The organism is Cobetia sp. 1AS1 (assembly GCF_029846435.1).
Classification (GTDB): domain Bacteria; phylum Pseudomonadota; class Gammaproteobacteria; order Pseudomonadales; family Halomonadaceae; genus Cobetia; species Cobetia amphilecti.
The window spans coordinates 486101-500082 of record NZ_JARWKU010000002.1 but is presented as its reverse complement, the minus strand read 5'-3'; the positions used below and the strand labels follow the sequence as shown (position 1 = coordinate 500082).

The 13982-nt window shown below is 63.2% G+C and carries 14 protein-coding genes; 11 read left to right on the top strand and 3 right to left on the bottom strand.

Annotated features, from left to right (window positions below):
- Positions 1-5: 5 nt before the first annotated feature.
- The 8 genes from QD280_RS05950 to QD280_RS05915 all read left to right on the top strand — a co-directional run bounded on the left by QD280_RS05950 (position 6) and on the right by QD280_RS05915 (position 6403).
- Complete coding sequence (locus tag QD280_RS05950) at positions 6-140, top strand: GntR family transcriptional regulator (RefSeq protein WP_279838596.1); 135 nt, start codon at positions 6-8, stop codon at positions 138-140.
- 156 nt (positions 141-296) lie between these two features.
- A complete protein-coding gene (locus tag QD280_RS05945; RefSeq protein ID WP_279838595.1) occupies positions 297-1427 on the top strand; it encodes a PLP-dependent aminotransferase family protein in 1131 nt (376 codons plus the stop codon).
- A gap of 590 nt (positions 1428-2017) precedes the next feature.
- Positions 2018-3433: a cytochrome ubiquinol oxidase subunit I gene (locus tag QD280_RS05940; protein ID WP_279838594.1), complete on the top strand. Its 1416-nt coding sequence runs from the start codon at positions 2018-2020 to the stop codon at positions 3431-3433.
- A gap of 17 nt (positions 3434-3450) precedes the next feature.
- The gene (gene cydB / locus QD280_RS05935) at positions 3451-4458 is read left to right on the top strand and encodes a cytochrome d ubiquinol oxidase subunit II (protein ID WP_279838804.1); all 1008 of its coding nucleotides are present in this window, start codon (positions 3451-3453) and stop codon (positions 4456-4458) included.
- Between the two features lie 11 nt (positions 4459-4469).
- Entirely contained in the window at positions 4470-4682 is a 213-nt protein-coding gene (locus QD280_RS05930; RefSeq protein ID WP_279838593.1) for a DUF2474 domain-containing protein, read from the top strand.
- A gap of 247 nt (positions 4683-4929) precedes the next feature.
- Positions 4930-5394 (top strand): methylenetetrahydrofolate reductase C-terminal domain-containing protein, encoded by a 465-nt coding sequence (locus QD280_RS05925; protein WP_279838592.1) that lies wholly within the window; start codon positions 4930-4932, stop codon positions 5392-5394.
- Positions 5391-5894 carry a methylenetetrahydrofolate reductase gene (locus tag QD280_RS05920; protein ID WP_279838590.1) on the top strand — a complete coding sequence of 168 codons (504 nt, stop codon included), beginning with the start codon at positions 5391-5393 and terminating at the stop codon, positions 5892-5894. The genes QD280_RS05925 and QD280_RS05920 overlap by 4 nt, the downstream gene beginning before the upstream one ends.
- Entirely contained in the window at positions 5810-6403 is a 594-nt protein-coding gene (locus QD280_RS05915) for a methylenetetrahydrofolate reductase (protein ID WP_279838589.1), read from the top strand. The genes QD280_RS05920 and QD280_RS05915 overlap by 85 nt, the downstream gene beginning before the upstream one ends.
- Positions 6404-6483: 80 nt before the next feature.
- Here the strand turns inward: QD280_RS05915 and QD280_RS05910 are convergent, their stop codons facing one another.
- The gene (locus QD280_RS05910; RefSeq protein ID WP_279832902.1) at positions 6484-7446 is read right to left on the bottom strand and encodes a LysR family transcriptional regulator; all 963 of its coding nucleotides are present in this window, start codon (positions 7444-7446) and stop codon (positions 6484-6486) included.
- Positions 7447-7558: 112 nt separating this feature from the next.
- Here QD280_RS05910 and QD280_RS05905 point away from each other — a divergent pair, with 112 nt between their 5' ends.
- The 3 genes from QD280_RS05905 (at position 7559) to QD280_RS05895 (ending at position 11444) form a co-directional block, all read left to right on the top strand.
- A complete protein-coding gene (locus QD280_RS05905) occupies positions 7559-8440 on the top strand; it encodes a phytanoyl-CoA dioxygenase family protein (RefSeq protein WP_216060384.1) in 882 nt (293 codons plus the stop codon).
- 127 nt (positions 8441-8567) lie between these two features.
- On the top strand, positions 8568-9851 hold the full coding sequence (locus QD280_RS05900) for a Xaa-Pro peptidase family protein (RefSeq protein ID WP_279838588.1): 1284 nt from the start codon (positions 8568-8570) through the stop codon (positions 9849-9851).
- Between the two features lie 105 nt (positions 9852-9956).
- Positions 9957-11444, top strand: a complete 1488-nt coding sequence (locus tag QD280_RS05895) for a CoA-acylating methylmalonate-semialdehyde dehydrogenase (protein ID WP_279838587.1) — start codon at positions 9957-9959, stop codon at positions 11442-11444.
- 136 nt (positions 11445-11580) lie between these two features.
- On the opposite strand, the gene QD280_RS05890 is transcribed toward QD280_RS05895, so the two are convergent.
- Together QD280_RS05890 and QD280_RS05885 are read right to left on the bottom strand one after the other, a co-directional pair.
- A complete protein-coding gene (locus QD280_RS05890) occupies positions 11581-12423 on the bottom strand; it encodes a nitrilase-related carbon-nitrogen hydrolase (protein ID WP_131432377.1) in 843 nt (280 codons plus the stop codon).
- Positions 12424-12537: 114 nt separating this feature from the next.
- Positions 12538-13905: an MmgE/PrpD family protein gene (locus QD280_RS05885; protein WP_279838586.1), complete on the bottom strand. Its 1368-nt coding sequence runs from the start codon at positions 13903-13905 to the stop codon at positions 12538-12540.
- Positions 13906-13982: the final 77 nt, after the last annotated feature.

The window sequence follows — 13982 nt, the reverse complement described above, 5'->3', positions numbered from 1 at the left end:
CCCCCATGAAGCGTTATGAACGCTTTGCCGCCGAGATCTCCAACCTGATTCATACCGGCATTCTCGCACCGGGTGAGCGCGTGCCGTCGGTGCGTCAGGCCAGCAAGGCGCATGGCATCAGCCCCTCCACCGTCTTCTAGGCGTATTACCTGCTGGAGAATCAGGGCCTGATCCGTGCGCGGCCGCGCTCGGGGTATTTCGTACGTGACAATGCCTCACGGATACTCGATGAGCCGCATGTCGCCCTGCAGCAGCAAGCCCCTTCCGATGTCGCCGTCAGTGAACTGGTGTTCTCGGTGCTGGGCTCACTGCGTGACAACGACACCGTCCCCTTCGGCTCTGCCTTCCCGAGCCCGGAGCTCTTCCCGCTCGCGCGGCTTGCGACCAGCATGACGCGCGGGCTGCGCCAGCTGTCATCGCATGCCGTGATCTCCGACATAACCACAGGCCATCCTGACCTGTGCCGACAGATCGCTCAGCGCTACATGGTCAATGGCATGCAGCTGCCGACGGAGGAGCTGGTGATCACCAATGGCGCCATGGAGGCGCTCAACCTCGGTCTGCAATGTGTCACCCAGCCCGGGGACCTGGTCGCCATCGAGGCGCCGGCCTTCTATGCCAAGCTTCAGGTGCTTGAGCGGCTCAAGCTGCGCGCGGTGGAAATTCCGGTACACCCGCGCGACGGGATCGATCTCGAGGTGCTCGAGAATCGTCTGGAGACGCTGCCCATCAAGGCCTGCTGGTTCATGAGCCATCTGCAGAATCCGCTGGGGGCCAGCCTGAGCGATGCGCGCAAGGCCCAACTGTACGCGCTGCTCTGCCGTCATCAGCTGCCGATGCTGGAGGATGATGTCTACGCGGAACTGTATTTCGATCAACGTGCCGAGGTGTCGCCCCCGCAACCCGTCAAGGCGCTGGATGTCGAGGGTCTGGTGATGCACTGCGGGTCGTTCTCCAAGTGCCTGGCGCCGGGCTATCGGGTGGGCTGGATATCCGCGGGGCGGCATACCCGGGAGATATCGCGCCTCAAGCTGATGACGACCATCTCGCCATCGCTGCCTGCCCAGGTGGCCCTGGCCGACTACCTTCAGCACGGCGGCTACGACCGCCACCTGCGCAAGCTACGCCTGGCGCTCGAGACCCAGCAGACGGCCATGCTGGCAGCCATTGATCGCTACTTCCCCGCAGACACCCGCGTGACCCATCCCCACGGGGGCTATTTCCTGTGGTGCGAGCTTCCTGAGCACATCGACTCGCTGGCCCTGTTTCAGCAGGCGCTGGCCCACGGCATCAGCCTGGCGCCGGGGCCCATCTTCTCGGCCACCCAGGGCTTCAAGCATTGCATTCGCTTGAGCTACGGCCACCCGTGGGATGCGGCGTCAGAGCGCGCCATGCAGACATTGGGTGAACTGCTCAAGGCAGCCTGAAACGCGGACCGCTCAGACGATATGCGAGGTGCGAGATGCGAGATACGAGTTACGAAGAGCGACTTGAGTATGTGCGCGCACGAGTGTGCACGAATGCGCGCAAATGCCGCAGCCCTTGCGGCCGCCTTGCCACACAGTCGCCACGCGCTATCCGCGAGGGCGAAAACAGCCCTTTTCGGCGCATGTCACTCGCGCGCCGGCCGCTTGCCACGCCTGGATGTCGCACCTTGTTGCGTACCTTGATTGCATACCCGGATGCCGCACGCGTGCCACTGCAGGATGCGCCATAGCCCGCCATGGCGGGGCCTGCCGCCAAGGGCGATACGACAAGCACCTGACACTGACATGGTGCTGACGTGAGTCAGAGTGTGCCCCCCTGCTCGGCTCGCCTTGCTGGCTTCTCGCCATACCACCTCGCTGGCCACCTGACTGGCTCACGGGCATTTAACGAATGACCAAGATTCAGCTCGCAACTGATATGGTTTTTTCTCGCACAACTGAGCCTGTTATGGCTTCCGGCGGCTCCCTAGAGTAGCGGCGAAGATTCAGGCAGGGCCGTCCCCCTTGCCGCCTACTCAGGAGACATTGCCATGTTCGGCACCGAGGCCATCGACCTGGCCAGGATACAGTTCGCCTTCACCATCTCGTTTCACATCATCTTCCCGGCCATCACCATTGGCCTCGCCAGTTATCTGGCGGTGCTGGAAGGCATGTGGTTGAAGACGGGCACACAGGTCTACCGCAACCTCTATCATTTCTGGTCGAAGATATTCGCGGTCAACTTCGCGATGGGTGTGGTGTCAGGACTGGTCATGGCCTACCAGTTCGGCACGCATTGGAGCGGTTTCTCGGCCTTTGCCGGCAGCGTGACCGGACCACTGCTGACCTATGAAGTGCTGACCGCCTTCTTCCTCGAAGCCGGCTTCCTCGGCGTGATGCTGTTTGGCTGGAATCGCGTCGGTCGCGGCCTGCACTTCTTCTCGACCTGCATGGTGGCGCTCGGCACCCTGGTCTCGATGTTCTGGATCCTGTCGTCCAACAGCTGGATGCAGGCCCCACAGGGACACGAGGTCATCGATGGCATCGTCGTGCCGGTCGACTGGTTCGCGATCGTCTTCAATCCCTCCTTCCCCTATCGCCTGGCCCACATGGCACTGGCCTCCTTCCTGAGCACCTCGCTGTTCGTCGCTGCCTCCGCCGCCTGGTTGCTGCTCAAGAAACGCGACACCCCGGAAGTGCGCAAGATGCTGGTCATGGCGGTGCTGATGTTGATGGTGACCGCCCCGCTGCAGGCTTTCGTCGGCGACATGCATGGCCTGAATACGCTCAAGCACCAGCCGGCCAAGATCGCGGCCATCGAAGGCCATTGGGACAACAGCAATGGGGAACCGACGCCGTTGATCCTGTTCGGTGTGCCCGACATGCAGCGCGAAGAGACGCGCTTCGCACTCGAGATTCCGGCCCTCGGCAGCCTGCTGTTGATGCATGACATCGACAAGCAGGTACCGGCACTCAAGGACTTCCCCGCCGCCGACCGCCCCAATTCGACCGTCGTGTTCTGGAGCTTCCGCCTGATGGTCGGCCTGGGCCTTGCGATGATTCTGCTCGGCCTCTCGGGTGTCTATCTGGCCCGCAAGGGCAGGCTCTTCACCTCGCGGCGCTGGCTGAGGCTGGCCGTCGCCATGGGGCCGGCCGGTCTGATCGCGATACTCGCGGGCTGGTTCACCACCGAAGTCGGCCGCCAGCCGTGGGTGATCTACGGCTTGATGAGAACGGAAGATGCCGTCTCTGCCCACAGCGCCGTTCACCTCAGCATCAGCCTAACGGCCTTTGTCACGGTCTACTTCATCGTCTTCGGCACGGGGATCAACTACATCTTCAAGCTGATCAAGACAGGGCCTGCGGGTGATGACAGCCACGCCCCCAGCGGCGGCCCCGGCAAGCCACGCACACCTTCCCGCCCACTGTCGGCCATCGAGGAATCTCTCGACGGCACCACTCACTGACCGGAGCGATGAACGCTATGGGTATCGACCTTTCTGTCATCTGGGCGGGCATCATCCTGTTCGGCCTGATGATGTACGTGATCATGGACGGCTTTGATCTGGGCATCGGCATTCTCTTCCCGTGGGTGGAGGAAAAGGTGGACCGCGATGTGATGATGAATACCGTGGCCCCCGTGTGGGATGGCAACGAGACATGGCTGGTGCTGGGCGGCGCCGGGCTGTTCGCGGCCTTCCCGCTGGCCTACGCCGTCTTGCTGGAAGCCCTGAGCATTCCTCTTGTCGCCATGTTGATCGGCCTCATCTTCCGCGGTGTCGCCTTCGAATTTCGCTTCAAGGCCTCGGACGCGAGCCGCCACTGGTGGGACAAGGCCTTCGTGGGCGGCTCGGTGCTGGCCACCTTCAGTCAAGGCGTCGCACTGGGAGGCTACATCCAGGGCATCGCCTTCGATGGGGTTCACTTCAGCGGCGGTTCGCTGGACTGGCTGTCACCCTTCCCGCTGTTCTGCGGTGTGGCGCTGCTGTTCACCTATGCATTGCTCGGCAGCACCTGGCTGATCATGAAGACCGAAGGCATTCTCCAGGCGCGCATGTTTGCCCTGACGCGCCCGCTGACGCTGTGGGTATTGATCATGATCGCGGCCGTCAGTCTGTGGACTCCGCTGGCACACCCCGCCATCGCCGAGCGCTGGTTCACGCTGCCGCAGCTGTTCTGGTTCCTGCCGGTGCCAGTGCTGGTAGTGCTGGCCGGTTATGCGCTGATCCGCGCCGTCGCCTTTGAATCTCATGCCCAGCCTTTCCTGCTGGTGCTGGCCTTGATCTTCCTGGGCTACAGCGGTTTCGGCATCAGCATGTGGCCTGACATCATTCCCGGTCATGTGACGATCTGGGAAGCGGCCTCTCCGCCCCAAAGCCAGGGCTTTGCCCTCGTCGGCACGCTCTTCATCCTGCCGATCATCCTGGTGTACACGGCGTGGAGCTACTTCGTGTTCAAGGGCAAGGTCCGTCATACCGATGGCTACCATTGAGAGGTGCTGACATGACATCTCCGACACGCGAGACACATTCAGCGCCACTGCATGCCCCCACAGCCACACTCGACGACGAGCTATCCGAGACACCCGCGCGCCCGGCCAGCTGGCTCAGCAAGATCGGCTGGCTGGTGGTGATCTGGGGAGGCAGTGTCAGCGCGCTGGGACTCGTCTCTCTGGCACTGCGTCGCTTCATGCAGGCCGCGGGCCTTACGCCCTGACAGCAGCTAAAGAAGACATGACGTAGGCAAAAAAAGACGCCGGAGCAGCGAATGCTCCGGCGTCTTTATGGGTTTTGGGGGCTTTTTTGGCTTCAATCCAAGCAACGAGGCCTTTCCCCGCTTATCCTGCGCCTTTCGATAGTGACGCTGTCGCCCACGGGATGTCGGCCCGGGTAGCGACCATGCGAAGATAGCGCTCCGAAACGCCCAGGGCGTTACCCTCGCCAGGTTTTGACAGGAGGCATGCGTGTATTCGATTCGTCTGTGGGCCGCACGTCACGCGCGACTGCTGGAGCTCACCTATCAGGCCGTCGAGCCGGTGATCATCAAACTGCAGCCGTTGTGGAGGTCCGTCGGTTACGCACGCGCCGAGAAGCCCGTCGCCAGACTGGAGCAAGCCTGCAAGGGCTTGCTGTTTGATTGCCAGATGTGTGGCCAGTGCATTCTGAGTTCGACCGGCATGTCCTGCTCAATGAACTGCCCCAAGCACCTGCGCAACGGCCCCTGCGGCGGTGTCATGCAGAATGGCAACTGTGAAGTCGAACCGGACACGCGCTGCGTGTGGGTGGAAGCCTGGGAAGGCAGCCAGCGGATGAAGGACAGCGACGCGATCCAGATCGTGCAGTTGCCGGTGGACCATCGCCTGCAAGGCACCTCATCCTGGCTGCGCGTGGCCCGGCAAGCTGCTGAGCGTCGAGAGAGCCTGAAATGACCTCCAGACTCACTATCTCCGACAACACCCAACTGCCACCTGCCGAAGACGCTGGCAACGTCGGTCACCTTGAGCGAGTGCTTCGCAGCGGTCAGTTTGCCGTCACCGCCGAGCTGGCGCCGCCCGACTCGGCCGACCCACAGGAGGTGCATGCGCGCGCGCAGTTGTTTGCCGGCCATGTGGATGCCATGAACGCCACCGATGGCTCGGGTGCCAACTGTCATATGTCGAGCGTGGCGATGTGTGCCCTGCTGGCCCGTGAAGGCCATGAGACGGTGATGCAGATCTCGTGTCGTGACAGAAACCGCATCGCCATTCAGGGCGATGTGCTGGGGGCTGCGGCGCTGGGCATCCGCAACCTGCTGTGTCTGACCGGGGATGGCGTGCAGGCGGGGATCACCCCGAGGCCAAGCCGGTGTTCGATCTCGACTCCCTGTCGCTGCTGGAAATCGTCGCCGGATTGCGTGACAAGCACGCCTTTGCCAGCGGCCGGACACTGACCTCAGCGCCCCAGGTATTTCTGGGCGCAGCCGCCAATCCCTTCGCCCCGCCCTTCGCGTTTCGCCCTCACCGTCTGGTCAAGAAGATTGCCGCCGGCGCCCAGTTCATCCAGACACAGTACTGCTTCGACCTGCCGCGCTTTCAGGACTTCATGCATCGCGCCCGTGATCTGGGGCTGCTGGAGAAATGCTTCATCCTCCCCGGCGTCGGCCCGCTGGCCTCGGCACGCACCGCCGAGTGGATGCGCCGCCATGTTCCTGGCGTACATATCCCGGATGACGTGCTCAAGCGCTTGAAGGGAGCCCAGGATCAGAAGGCGGAGGGCCGTGACATCTGCATCGAGATGATCCAGCAGCTGCGTGAGATCGAGGGCGTCAGCGGCGTGCATATCATGGCGCATCGTCAGGAAGCCTTCGTGCCCGAGATCATCCAGCGCGCGGGCATTCTGGGGGCGCGTAGGCCGTACACGCCGCAAGCCCCGCTGGGCGCTACACCGCCCATTGGCTGATATGTCTCCGGGTCTAATCCATGAATCGCTATCCCGCCAGGCTCACCAGCTCAACCTGCTCGCAACACGGGTAGTACTGCTCACCCAGCGGTCGCTGCCTCACGCGCTGTCGTGACATCTGAATCGGCGCCAACCTCAGGGCTCACCTCAGTGCCAACCTCAGCGCTCGCCTCCAGCGCCCCAACCTCTTCAAGCTTGCCCTTGCCGGTGACGATGGCCTCCAGGTGATCGCAGAAGTCACTCAGCGCATCGCTGACATGGCCCGGCGAGCGATGAAGCTCGATTTCCACATGGCCAAGCGGCGGCAAGCCTTCGTCATCGCCGACGATTCGACAGCCGGAGGGCACGCTGCGCGGTGTCTTGACGGTCAATGCCAGCCCGGCCTTCACCGGCAGATTGATGCCCGTTGGCGACTGGCTTGAGTAACGCACATCCCATTGTCGATCATCCCGCCCCAAGGCGGCGAAGGCATGCGCGCGGAAGATGCAGCCTTCCGGATTGAGCGCGAGCGGCAGTACCTCCCAGTCTGCAAGCGATTGGTCCTCGGCGACCACCCACACCATGCGCTCGCGCCCCAATAGCCGCCCGGTCTGGGTCGGCCCGTGACGCACCACCAGCACGGCGTCCAGCAAGCCTTCCTGAAAATCATGCACCAGCGACGCGCTGATCTTGCAGGTCACCTCCAGGCGCACTTCAGGGTGATCCGCGGCGAAGCGCGACAGCAATTCGGGCAGGTAGGTACTGGCCTGTTCTTCCGACGTGCCCAGCCGGATGAGCTCATTCTTGCGATCGACCCCGAGCACCTGCCGCGCCTCATCCTGCAGCTTGAGAATGTGCCGCGCATAGGGCAGCAACCGCCCTCCCGATGCCGTGAGTTCTACCCGACGGCTGGTGCGGGACAGCAGCGCCCCGCCCATCTGATCCTCCAGCCGCTTGATCTGCAGACTGACGGCAGACTGGGTGCGATGCAGTACCTTGCCGGCGGCGCTGAACCCTTCACATTCGGCCACCGTGACAAAGGCACGAAGCAGGTCGGTATCCATGATCTATGAGCCCTCGCAATGCATTTGATCTTGACCATTCATTTCTATTATCAAAACACGCCATCTAACCTATTCCTACGTTATTTAGCGATCAGGGAACAGGAGGCCGGGCATGAACGCAATCCAGCAGCAGGACAGTGATACCTCTCTCGATGGGCTGATAGATCTTGAACACTACCCCATCCATCGCCTGACAGAAGCGCGGGGTCGCGAACTGATGCGCCAATGTCGCGAACAGCTCGCGCAGGATGGCTGCGTCGTGCTGGAGGGCTTCGTGCCGCAGGAAGCGCTGGCACGACTGGAGCAGGAAACGGAGCGACTTTCACCGCTGGCGCACTACAACCAGACCGTCACCAACCCCTACAACAGCGACGGTGATGACTCACTGCCCGCATCGCATCCGCGCAATCGCTTCGATGATCGCACCAACGGTTTCGTGGCGGGCGACCGCATCGGCTCGGACACCTTGATTCGCCAGGTCTACTCGCATCCCGATTTCCAGCACTTCATCGCCAGCGTCGTCGGCATGGACGACATTCACCAATATGCCGACCCGCTCGCGGATCTGGTCGTCAACGTGCTGCGCGATGGCTGCCAGCATCCCTGGCACTACGACACGAACGAATTCATCGTCACCATGATGACCCGCAAGTCCGATGCGGGTGGCCGCTTCGAATACGCCGCCGGTATCCGCAGTCCCGAGGGCGAGAACTTCGAGGGTGTCGAGAAGGTGCTCGACGGAGACCGCTCGCGCCTGACCGCCATCGATCTGAAGCCGGGCGACCTGCAGATCTTCTTCGGTCGCTACTCCCTGCATCGCGTCACCCCGGTTCGCGGTGAGCGAGAACGCCATACCGTGATCTTCGCGTACGCCAAGGAGCCCGGCTTCATCGGTCGCCCTGAGCGCGCCCAGCGAATCTTCGGCCGCATGGCACCTATCCACGAGCGCCTGCTCAAGGAAGGCATGCAGCGCAGCGACAACCTGGCGGACTGACATGCCCGAGCCCGGCGCGCCCTGTCTCGTACAAGCGCTTGTACCAGCTCTTGTACCAGCGCCTGTGCCAATCCTTTTTCCAGCGCCTTTCCTGACCTTTTCACCAGACCGTGAGCCGAGACCAACCATGAGCATCGTCGACTTTGAACGCCTGACCGACAGTGAACCCGCAAGCTTCCCGATCGTGCCGTCCGCGCCAATGGCCAATGGCGACAGCATTCCCACGGCCTTTGACCCTGTGCAGCTCCGCGGCGGTCGTCTGGCCCGCCTGCGCGCCATGATGGCGGAGCAGGGCTACGCCGCCGTGGTGCTGTTTGATCCCAACAACCAGCGTTATGCCACCGGCTCGCGCAACATGTTCGGCTACTTCCTGCGCAACTCCACCCGCTACATCTACGTGCCCCTCGAGGGGCCGGTGATCCTGTTCGAATACCCCGGCAGCGCCCATGTCTCGACCTGGCTTGAAACCATCGATGAGGCGCGCACGTCCAAGGTGGTGTGGTCCGCCGTCAACCAGCGCGACAACCTCTCGAGCGACCCGTTCGGCATCGAGATTGCCCAGCTGGTCGAGGAACATGGTGGCGGCAATCGCAAGGTCGGGCTGGATCGCTGCACCCTGAATCTGGCGCGCTCGCTGGAAGCGCAGGGGCTGGAAGTCTTCGACTGCATGCAGGACACCCTGCACTGCCGTCGCCTCAAGACGCCTGAGGAAATTGCCTGTCTGGCCCAGTCGATGGCCGGAAGCGAGGCTGCGGTTGCCGCCGTGGAAGCCGCCATCAAGCCCGGCGTCACCGAGAATGAGCTGTTCGCCATCATGTACGGCGATGTCATCCGCCAGGGCGGTGAGTTCATCGAGACGCGCCTGCTGTCGTCCGGGCCGCGCACCAATCCGTGGTTCAACGAGGCCAGCGACCGCGTGATACGCCCCGGCGAGCTGGTCGCGCTGGATACCGACACCATCGGCTGCCACGGCTACTACTCCGACTTCTCACGCACCTTCCATGTCGGACCGGGCCAACCGACCGCCTATCAGCAGAGTCTGTACCAGATGGCGCACGAGCAGGTGCACCACAACATGTCGATCCTCAAGCCCGGCATCAGCTATCGCGAGATCGCCGAGAGCGCCTGGAAGATTCCCGAGCGTTTCCTCGACCGCCGTTACCCCTCGATCATCCACGGCGTCGGCATGCATGGCGAGACGCCACTGGTCGCGCACCACATGGACTTTGATCGCTTCTCCAAGGATGGCGTGCTGGAACCCGGCATGGTGGTGTCGGTGGAAAGCTATATCGGCGAAGTCGGTGCGGCCGATGGCGTCAAGCTGGAGGAAGAGGTGCTGATCACCGAGACCGGCATCGAGAAGATCTCGCGCTATCCCTTCGATGAGGCACTGCTGGGGCGTCAATTCTGAGTACTGGTCAATCCAGGCTCAAGCAACCTCAGCACAAGACAGCACAAGACAGCGACTTTCCCTGCCCCATTCTCTGCGACTGAACACAAGGCTGAAAACTGACCGATGGATACCCTGACTCACCTGATTGGCGGTGACGCCGTGACTGGCGAACGCACCCTGGATGTGCTCAATCCGGCCACCGCGCAAGCCGTGCGCCGTCTGCCACTGGCCGATGCCGCCATCGTGCAACGCGCGATAGAGACCGCCAGGGATGCCCTGCCCGCCTGGCGCGCCATGCCGCCCGCCAAGCGCGCTCAGGTCATGTATCGCTTCAAGGCATTGCTGGAACGGGATGCTCAGGAAATCTGCGCCCTGATCAGTGAAGAGCACGGCAAGGTGCTCGACGACGCCATGGGCGAACTCAAGCGCGGCATCGAGAACGTCGAATATGCCTGCGGCGTGCCGGAGCTGCTCAAGGGCGAGTATTCCCACAATGCCGGGCCGAGCATCGACACCTGGTCCAACCATCAACCGCTGGGCATCGTGGCCGGTGTCACGCCGTTCAACTTCCCGGCCATGGTGCCGCTCTGGATGTTCCCGATGGCGCTGGCCTGCGGCAATGCCTTCATCCTCAAACCGTCGGAACAGAGTCCGTCGGCGGCCAACAAGATGGCCCACCTGCTGCACGAAGCCGGACTGCCCGCAGGGCTCTTCAGCGTGGTGCATGGTGATCGTGAAGCCGTCGAGGCGCTGATCGCGGCCCCGGAGGTCAAGGCGATGAGCTTCGTCGGCTCGACACCCGTGGCGCGGAGCCTCTACGAAGGCGGCACTCGTCAGGGCAAGCGGATCCAGGCGCTGGGAGGCGCCAAGAATCACGCCGTGGTATTGCCGGACGCCGATCTCGACAATGCCGCCAGCACCTTGATCGGGGCCGCCTTCGGCAGCGCAGGCGAGCGCTGCATGGCCATCTCGGTGGCCGTCTGCGTGGGGGATGAAACCGCGGATGCCCTGATCGAACGTCTCGCCCCTCAGGCACGCGCCATGAGCATCGGCCCGGGTACCGAACCCGGTCACGACATGGGCGCCCTGATCAATGCCTCGCAGCGCGACAAGGTCGCCGGCTATATCGAGGCAGGCGCCAGCGCTGGCGCCCAGCTGATCGTGGATGGCCGCACTCACCCGCTGGTCGAGAGCTCGCCCGGCTTCTTCATGGGCGCAACGCTGTTCGATCGCGTCACGCCGGACATGAGCATCTATCGTGACGAGATCTTCGGCCCGGTACTCTGCGTGGTGCGCGTGGCCAGCTTCGAAGACGCCATCGCGCTGATCAATGACCACCAGTACGGCAACGGCACCTGCCTCTTCACCCGCGATGGCGAGGCCGGACGCCGCTTCGCCGACCAGATCGAGGTCGGCATGGTCGGCATCAACGTGCCCTTGCCGGTACCGGTAGCCTTCCACAGCTTCGGCGGCTGGAAGGATTCGCTGTTCGGTGACCTGCACGCCTATGGCCCCGACGCCGTGCGCTTCTATACCCGGCGCAAGAGCGTGTCACAGCGCTGGCCTGAGCGCAGTGCACAGGAAGCCGCCCAGTTCAGCTTCCCGTCCTGAGCCGCATTGCTGAAAACGTAAACAAGACCGCAAACAAGACGCCCGCGCCAGAATTCTGGCGCGGGCGTCTTGTTGTTCGACAGGCTTATATCTTGCTGCTGGTCTTGCTCAGCTCCTGTTGATCAACACCTGTCGCTCAGCGATAGCCCAGCATCAGGTCACGCACCAGCGGCGTATCGGCGTCGCGGTGCGTCGGCAGCTCGAAACGGGCCTTGGCGATCGCGGTACGCGACAGCTCGGCATGTATCAGCATCTCGCGGTCTTCCGCCTGGGCCAGCGTTTCCCCGCGCGGGCCAAGAATTCGCGACCCGCCCCAGAAATGACTGCCGCCTTCCGGCCCGAAGCGATTGGCCATGATGACCGGCGTGCCGTAGGTCATGGCGTAGAACTGGAGGTTGATCGCCCAGTTCTGCTCGTTGGAGAAATCATCGCTGACGATGCCTGAGGCCGAATTGATCGGCGCACACAGCACGGTGGGGCGCGCGAGCATGGCGGCGTGCACCAGGCCCGGATTCCACAGGTCCGCGCAGATCAGTGAGGTGGCCGACCAGCCTTCACGCACATCGTTCTGGGTCAGGTCGCTGCCGTGGGTGAACAGCTTGCCCTCCTCCAGCCCGCCGTAGGTCGGCAGGTTCAGCTTGCGATGCACGGCCTGCAGCGCGCCGTGCTGCAGAATCGCCAGGGCGTTGTAGTACTCCCCCGGACTGGCCTCCTCGACAAAGCCCACCACCAGCTGCATATCGCCCGCGGCACGCGCGAGCATCAGCAAACGTGGGTCATGCGGCGGAAAGGCCAGATCAATGACCCGACTGCCCATGCCATAGCCCGTCAGCGACAGCTCCGGGAAGACCAGCAGGTCCAGATCGACATCCCGCGCCTGATGGATGATGTCGAGATGACGTTCCAGGTTGGCCTCAATATCGCCGAGGGTGGCGTTGATCTGGGCCGCGCCAACGCGCAGGTGATCTTGATGGTGCATGGGCAAGTCTCGGTAATGAAAAGAGGAGGCAACGAACAGCAGAAGCCAGGGTCAGGGTCAAGCAGGCCAATGAGAATCAAGCGCCGCGCAGAATGTCAGCCGCGGCCGCCATGTTCAAGCCGGTGCGCCCAGAAGCGCCAGCAGCTCGGAGACCGGCCGTGACTCCAGGTCCATCACGACATCACGCAACCTGGCCGCGCGATCTCCCAGCACCGGCTCCGCCAGGGCCTGATACTTGGCCAGCACCTGAGCATCCGTCAGCGGCTTGTCCGGATTGCCCAATGCTTCATGGTCTGCGCTTTCCAGCACCTCACCACTTTTCAGCACGATTCGCGCACGAGCCCAGCGCTCGGCAGGGAAACGGGCATTGAATGCGGCATCCTCCTCGATCACCACCTTGCTCGCCAGCGCCTTGAGCCCGTCATCGTCAAGGGCATCGCAGACACCCTCCACATCCACGCTGCCTCGCCCCAGGGCACAGGCGACCGACCACGGCAGACTGTATTGCGCCTGCTCCGTGGTGTCGGGGTGCGTGACATGCAGCCGTTTGCCCTCATGGAAGGTGATGATCTCGATACGCGTGATGTCATCGGACTCAGCCACGGCGCCCGCCAATGACAGTACCGCCTCCACTGCCGGCTGCGCCCAGCGACACACCGGATAGGCCTTGAAGTACTGCTCGAACAGATAGTGACGCTGACCGAGGTCCTGCCACAGCGCAGCGACCTCCGGCGCCGTGACCGTCAATGCCGGCGCTCCGGTGAAGCCATCTTCCGCCAGCAGCGCCGCCGAGATGCCGGTCATCGCGCCCCAGCCGGAGCCATCCTTGAGCATGGTGGGGTGATCGATGCAGCGCATCATCTGGCTACGCGGCCCGTAGAACTCGGCGATGCCCAGCGCATGGTGCAACGTCTCACGATCAAAGCCGCGCAGACGCGCAGTCACTGCGGCCACGCCCAGCGCATTCCAGGCCCCCGACGTATGGTAATCGGGGCTCTGGGCATGCAAGGCGATGCCCGCGCGCGTGGCGATCTCATAGCCATAGGCCAGCAGCGCCAGAAACGCGTGCCCGCTGAGCTGCCGGGTTTCCGGGAGTGCCAGCAGGCCGGGCAACAAGGCTACCCCCGCATGCCCCTTGGTCAGCACCTGGCCATCGTGGGCATCCAGCGCATCGATCAACCAGCCACCCTGCAGGGCGACGCCACTGGAAGAGGCCGTGCCGCTGGCAAACAACAGCGGCAAGTCGCCGCCGTGCTGGCGCGTGACGTAGCGAGCCGCCTTGGCGGCCAGGGGAGTCCGCGTCGCACCTGCCGCGACGCCCAGCAGGTCCAACAGGCAGCGCTTGGCCTGGTGCAGCTGCTCTGCGCTGAGACGGGTGTCGTCATATTCATGGATCAGGGACAGCGGCTCAGGCGCCAGGCGATCCTCGCCAAGTGCATGAGAGGTGGGTATAGCGTGAGGCAGACAATCCGGAGCAGACATGGGACTTCTCCAATTTGGCAGACACGAAAATGACCAACGGGATGACGGCAGATGCGAGCGAGGCAGACGCGGCCGCC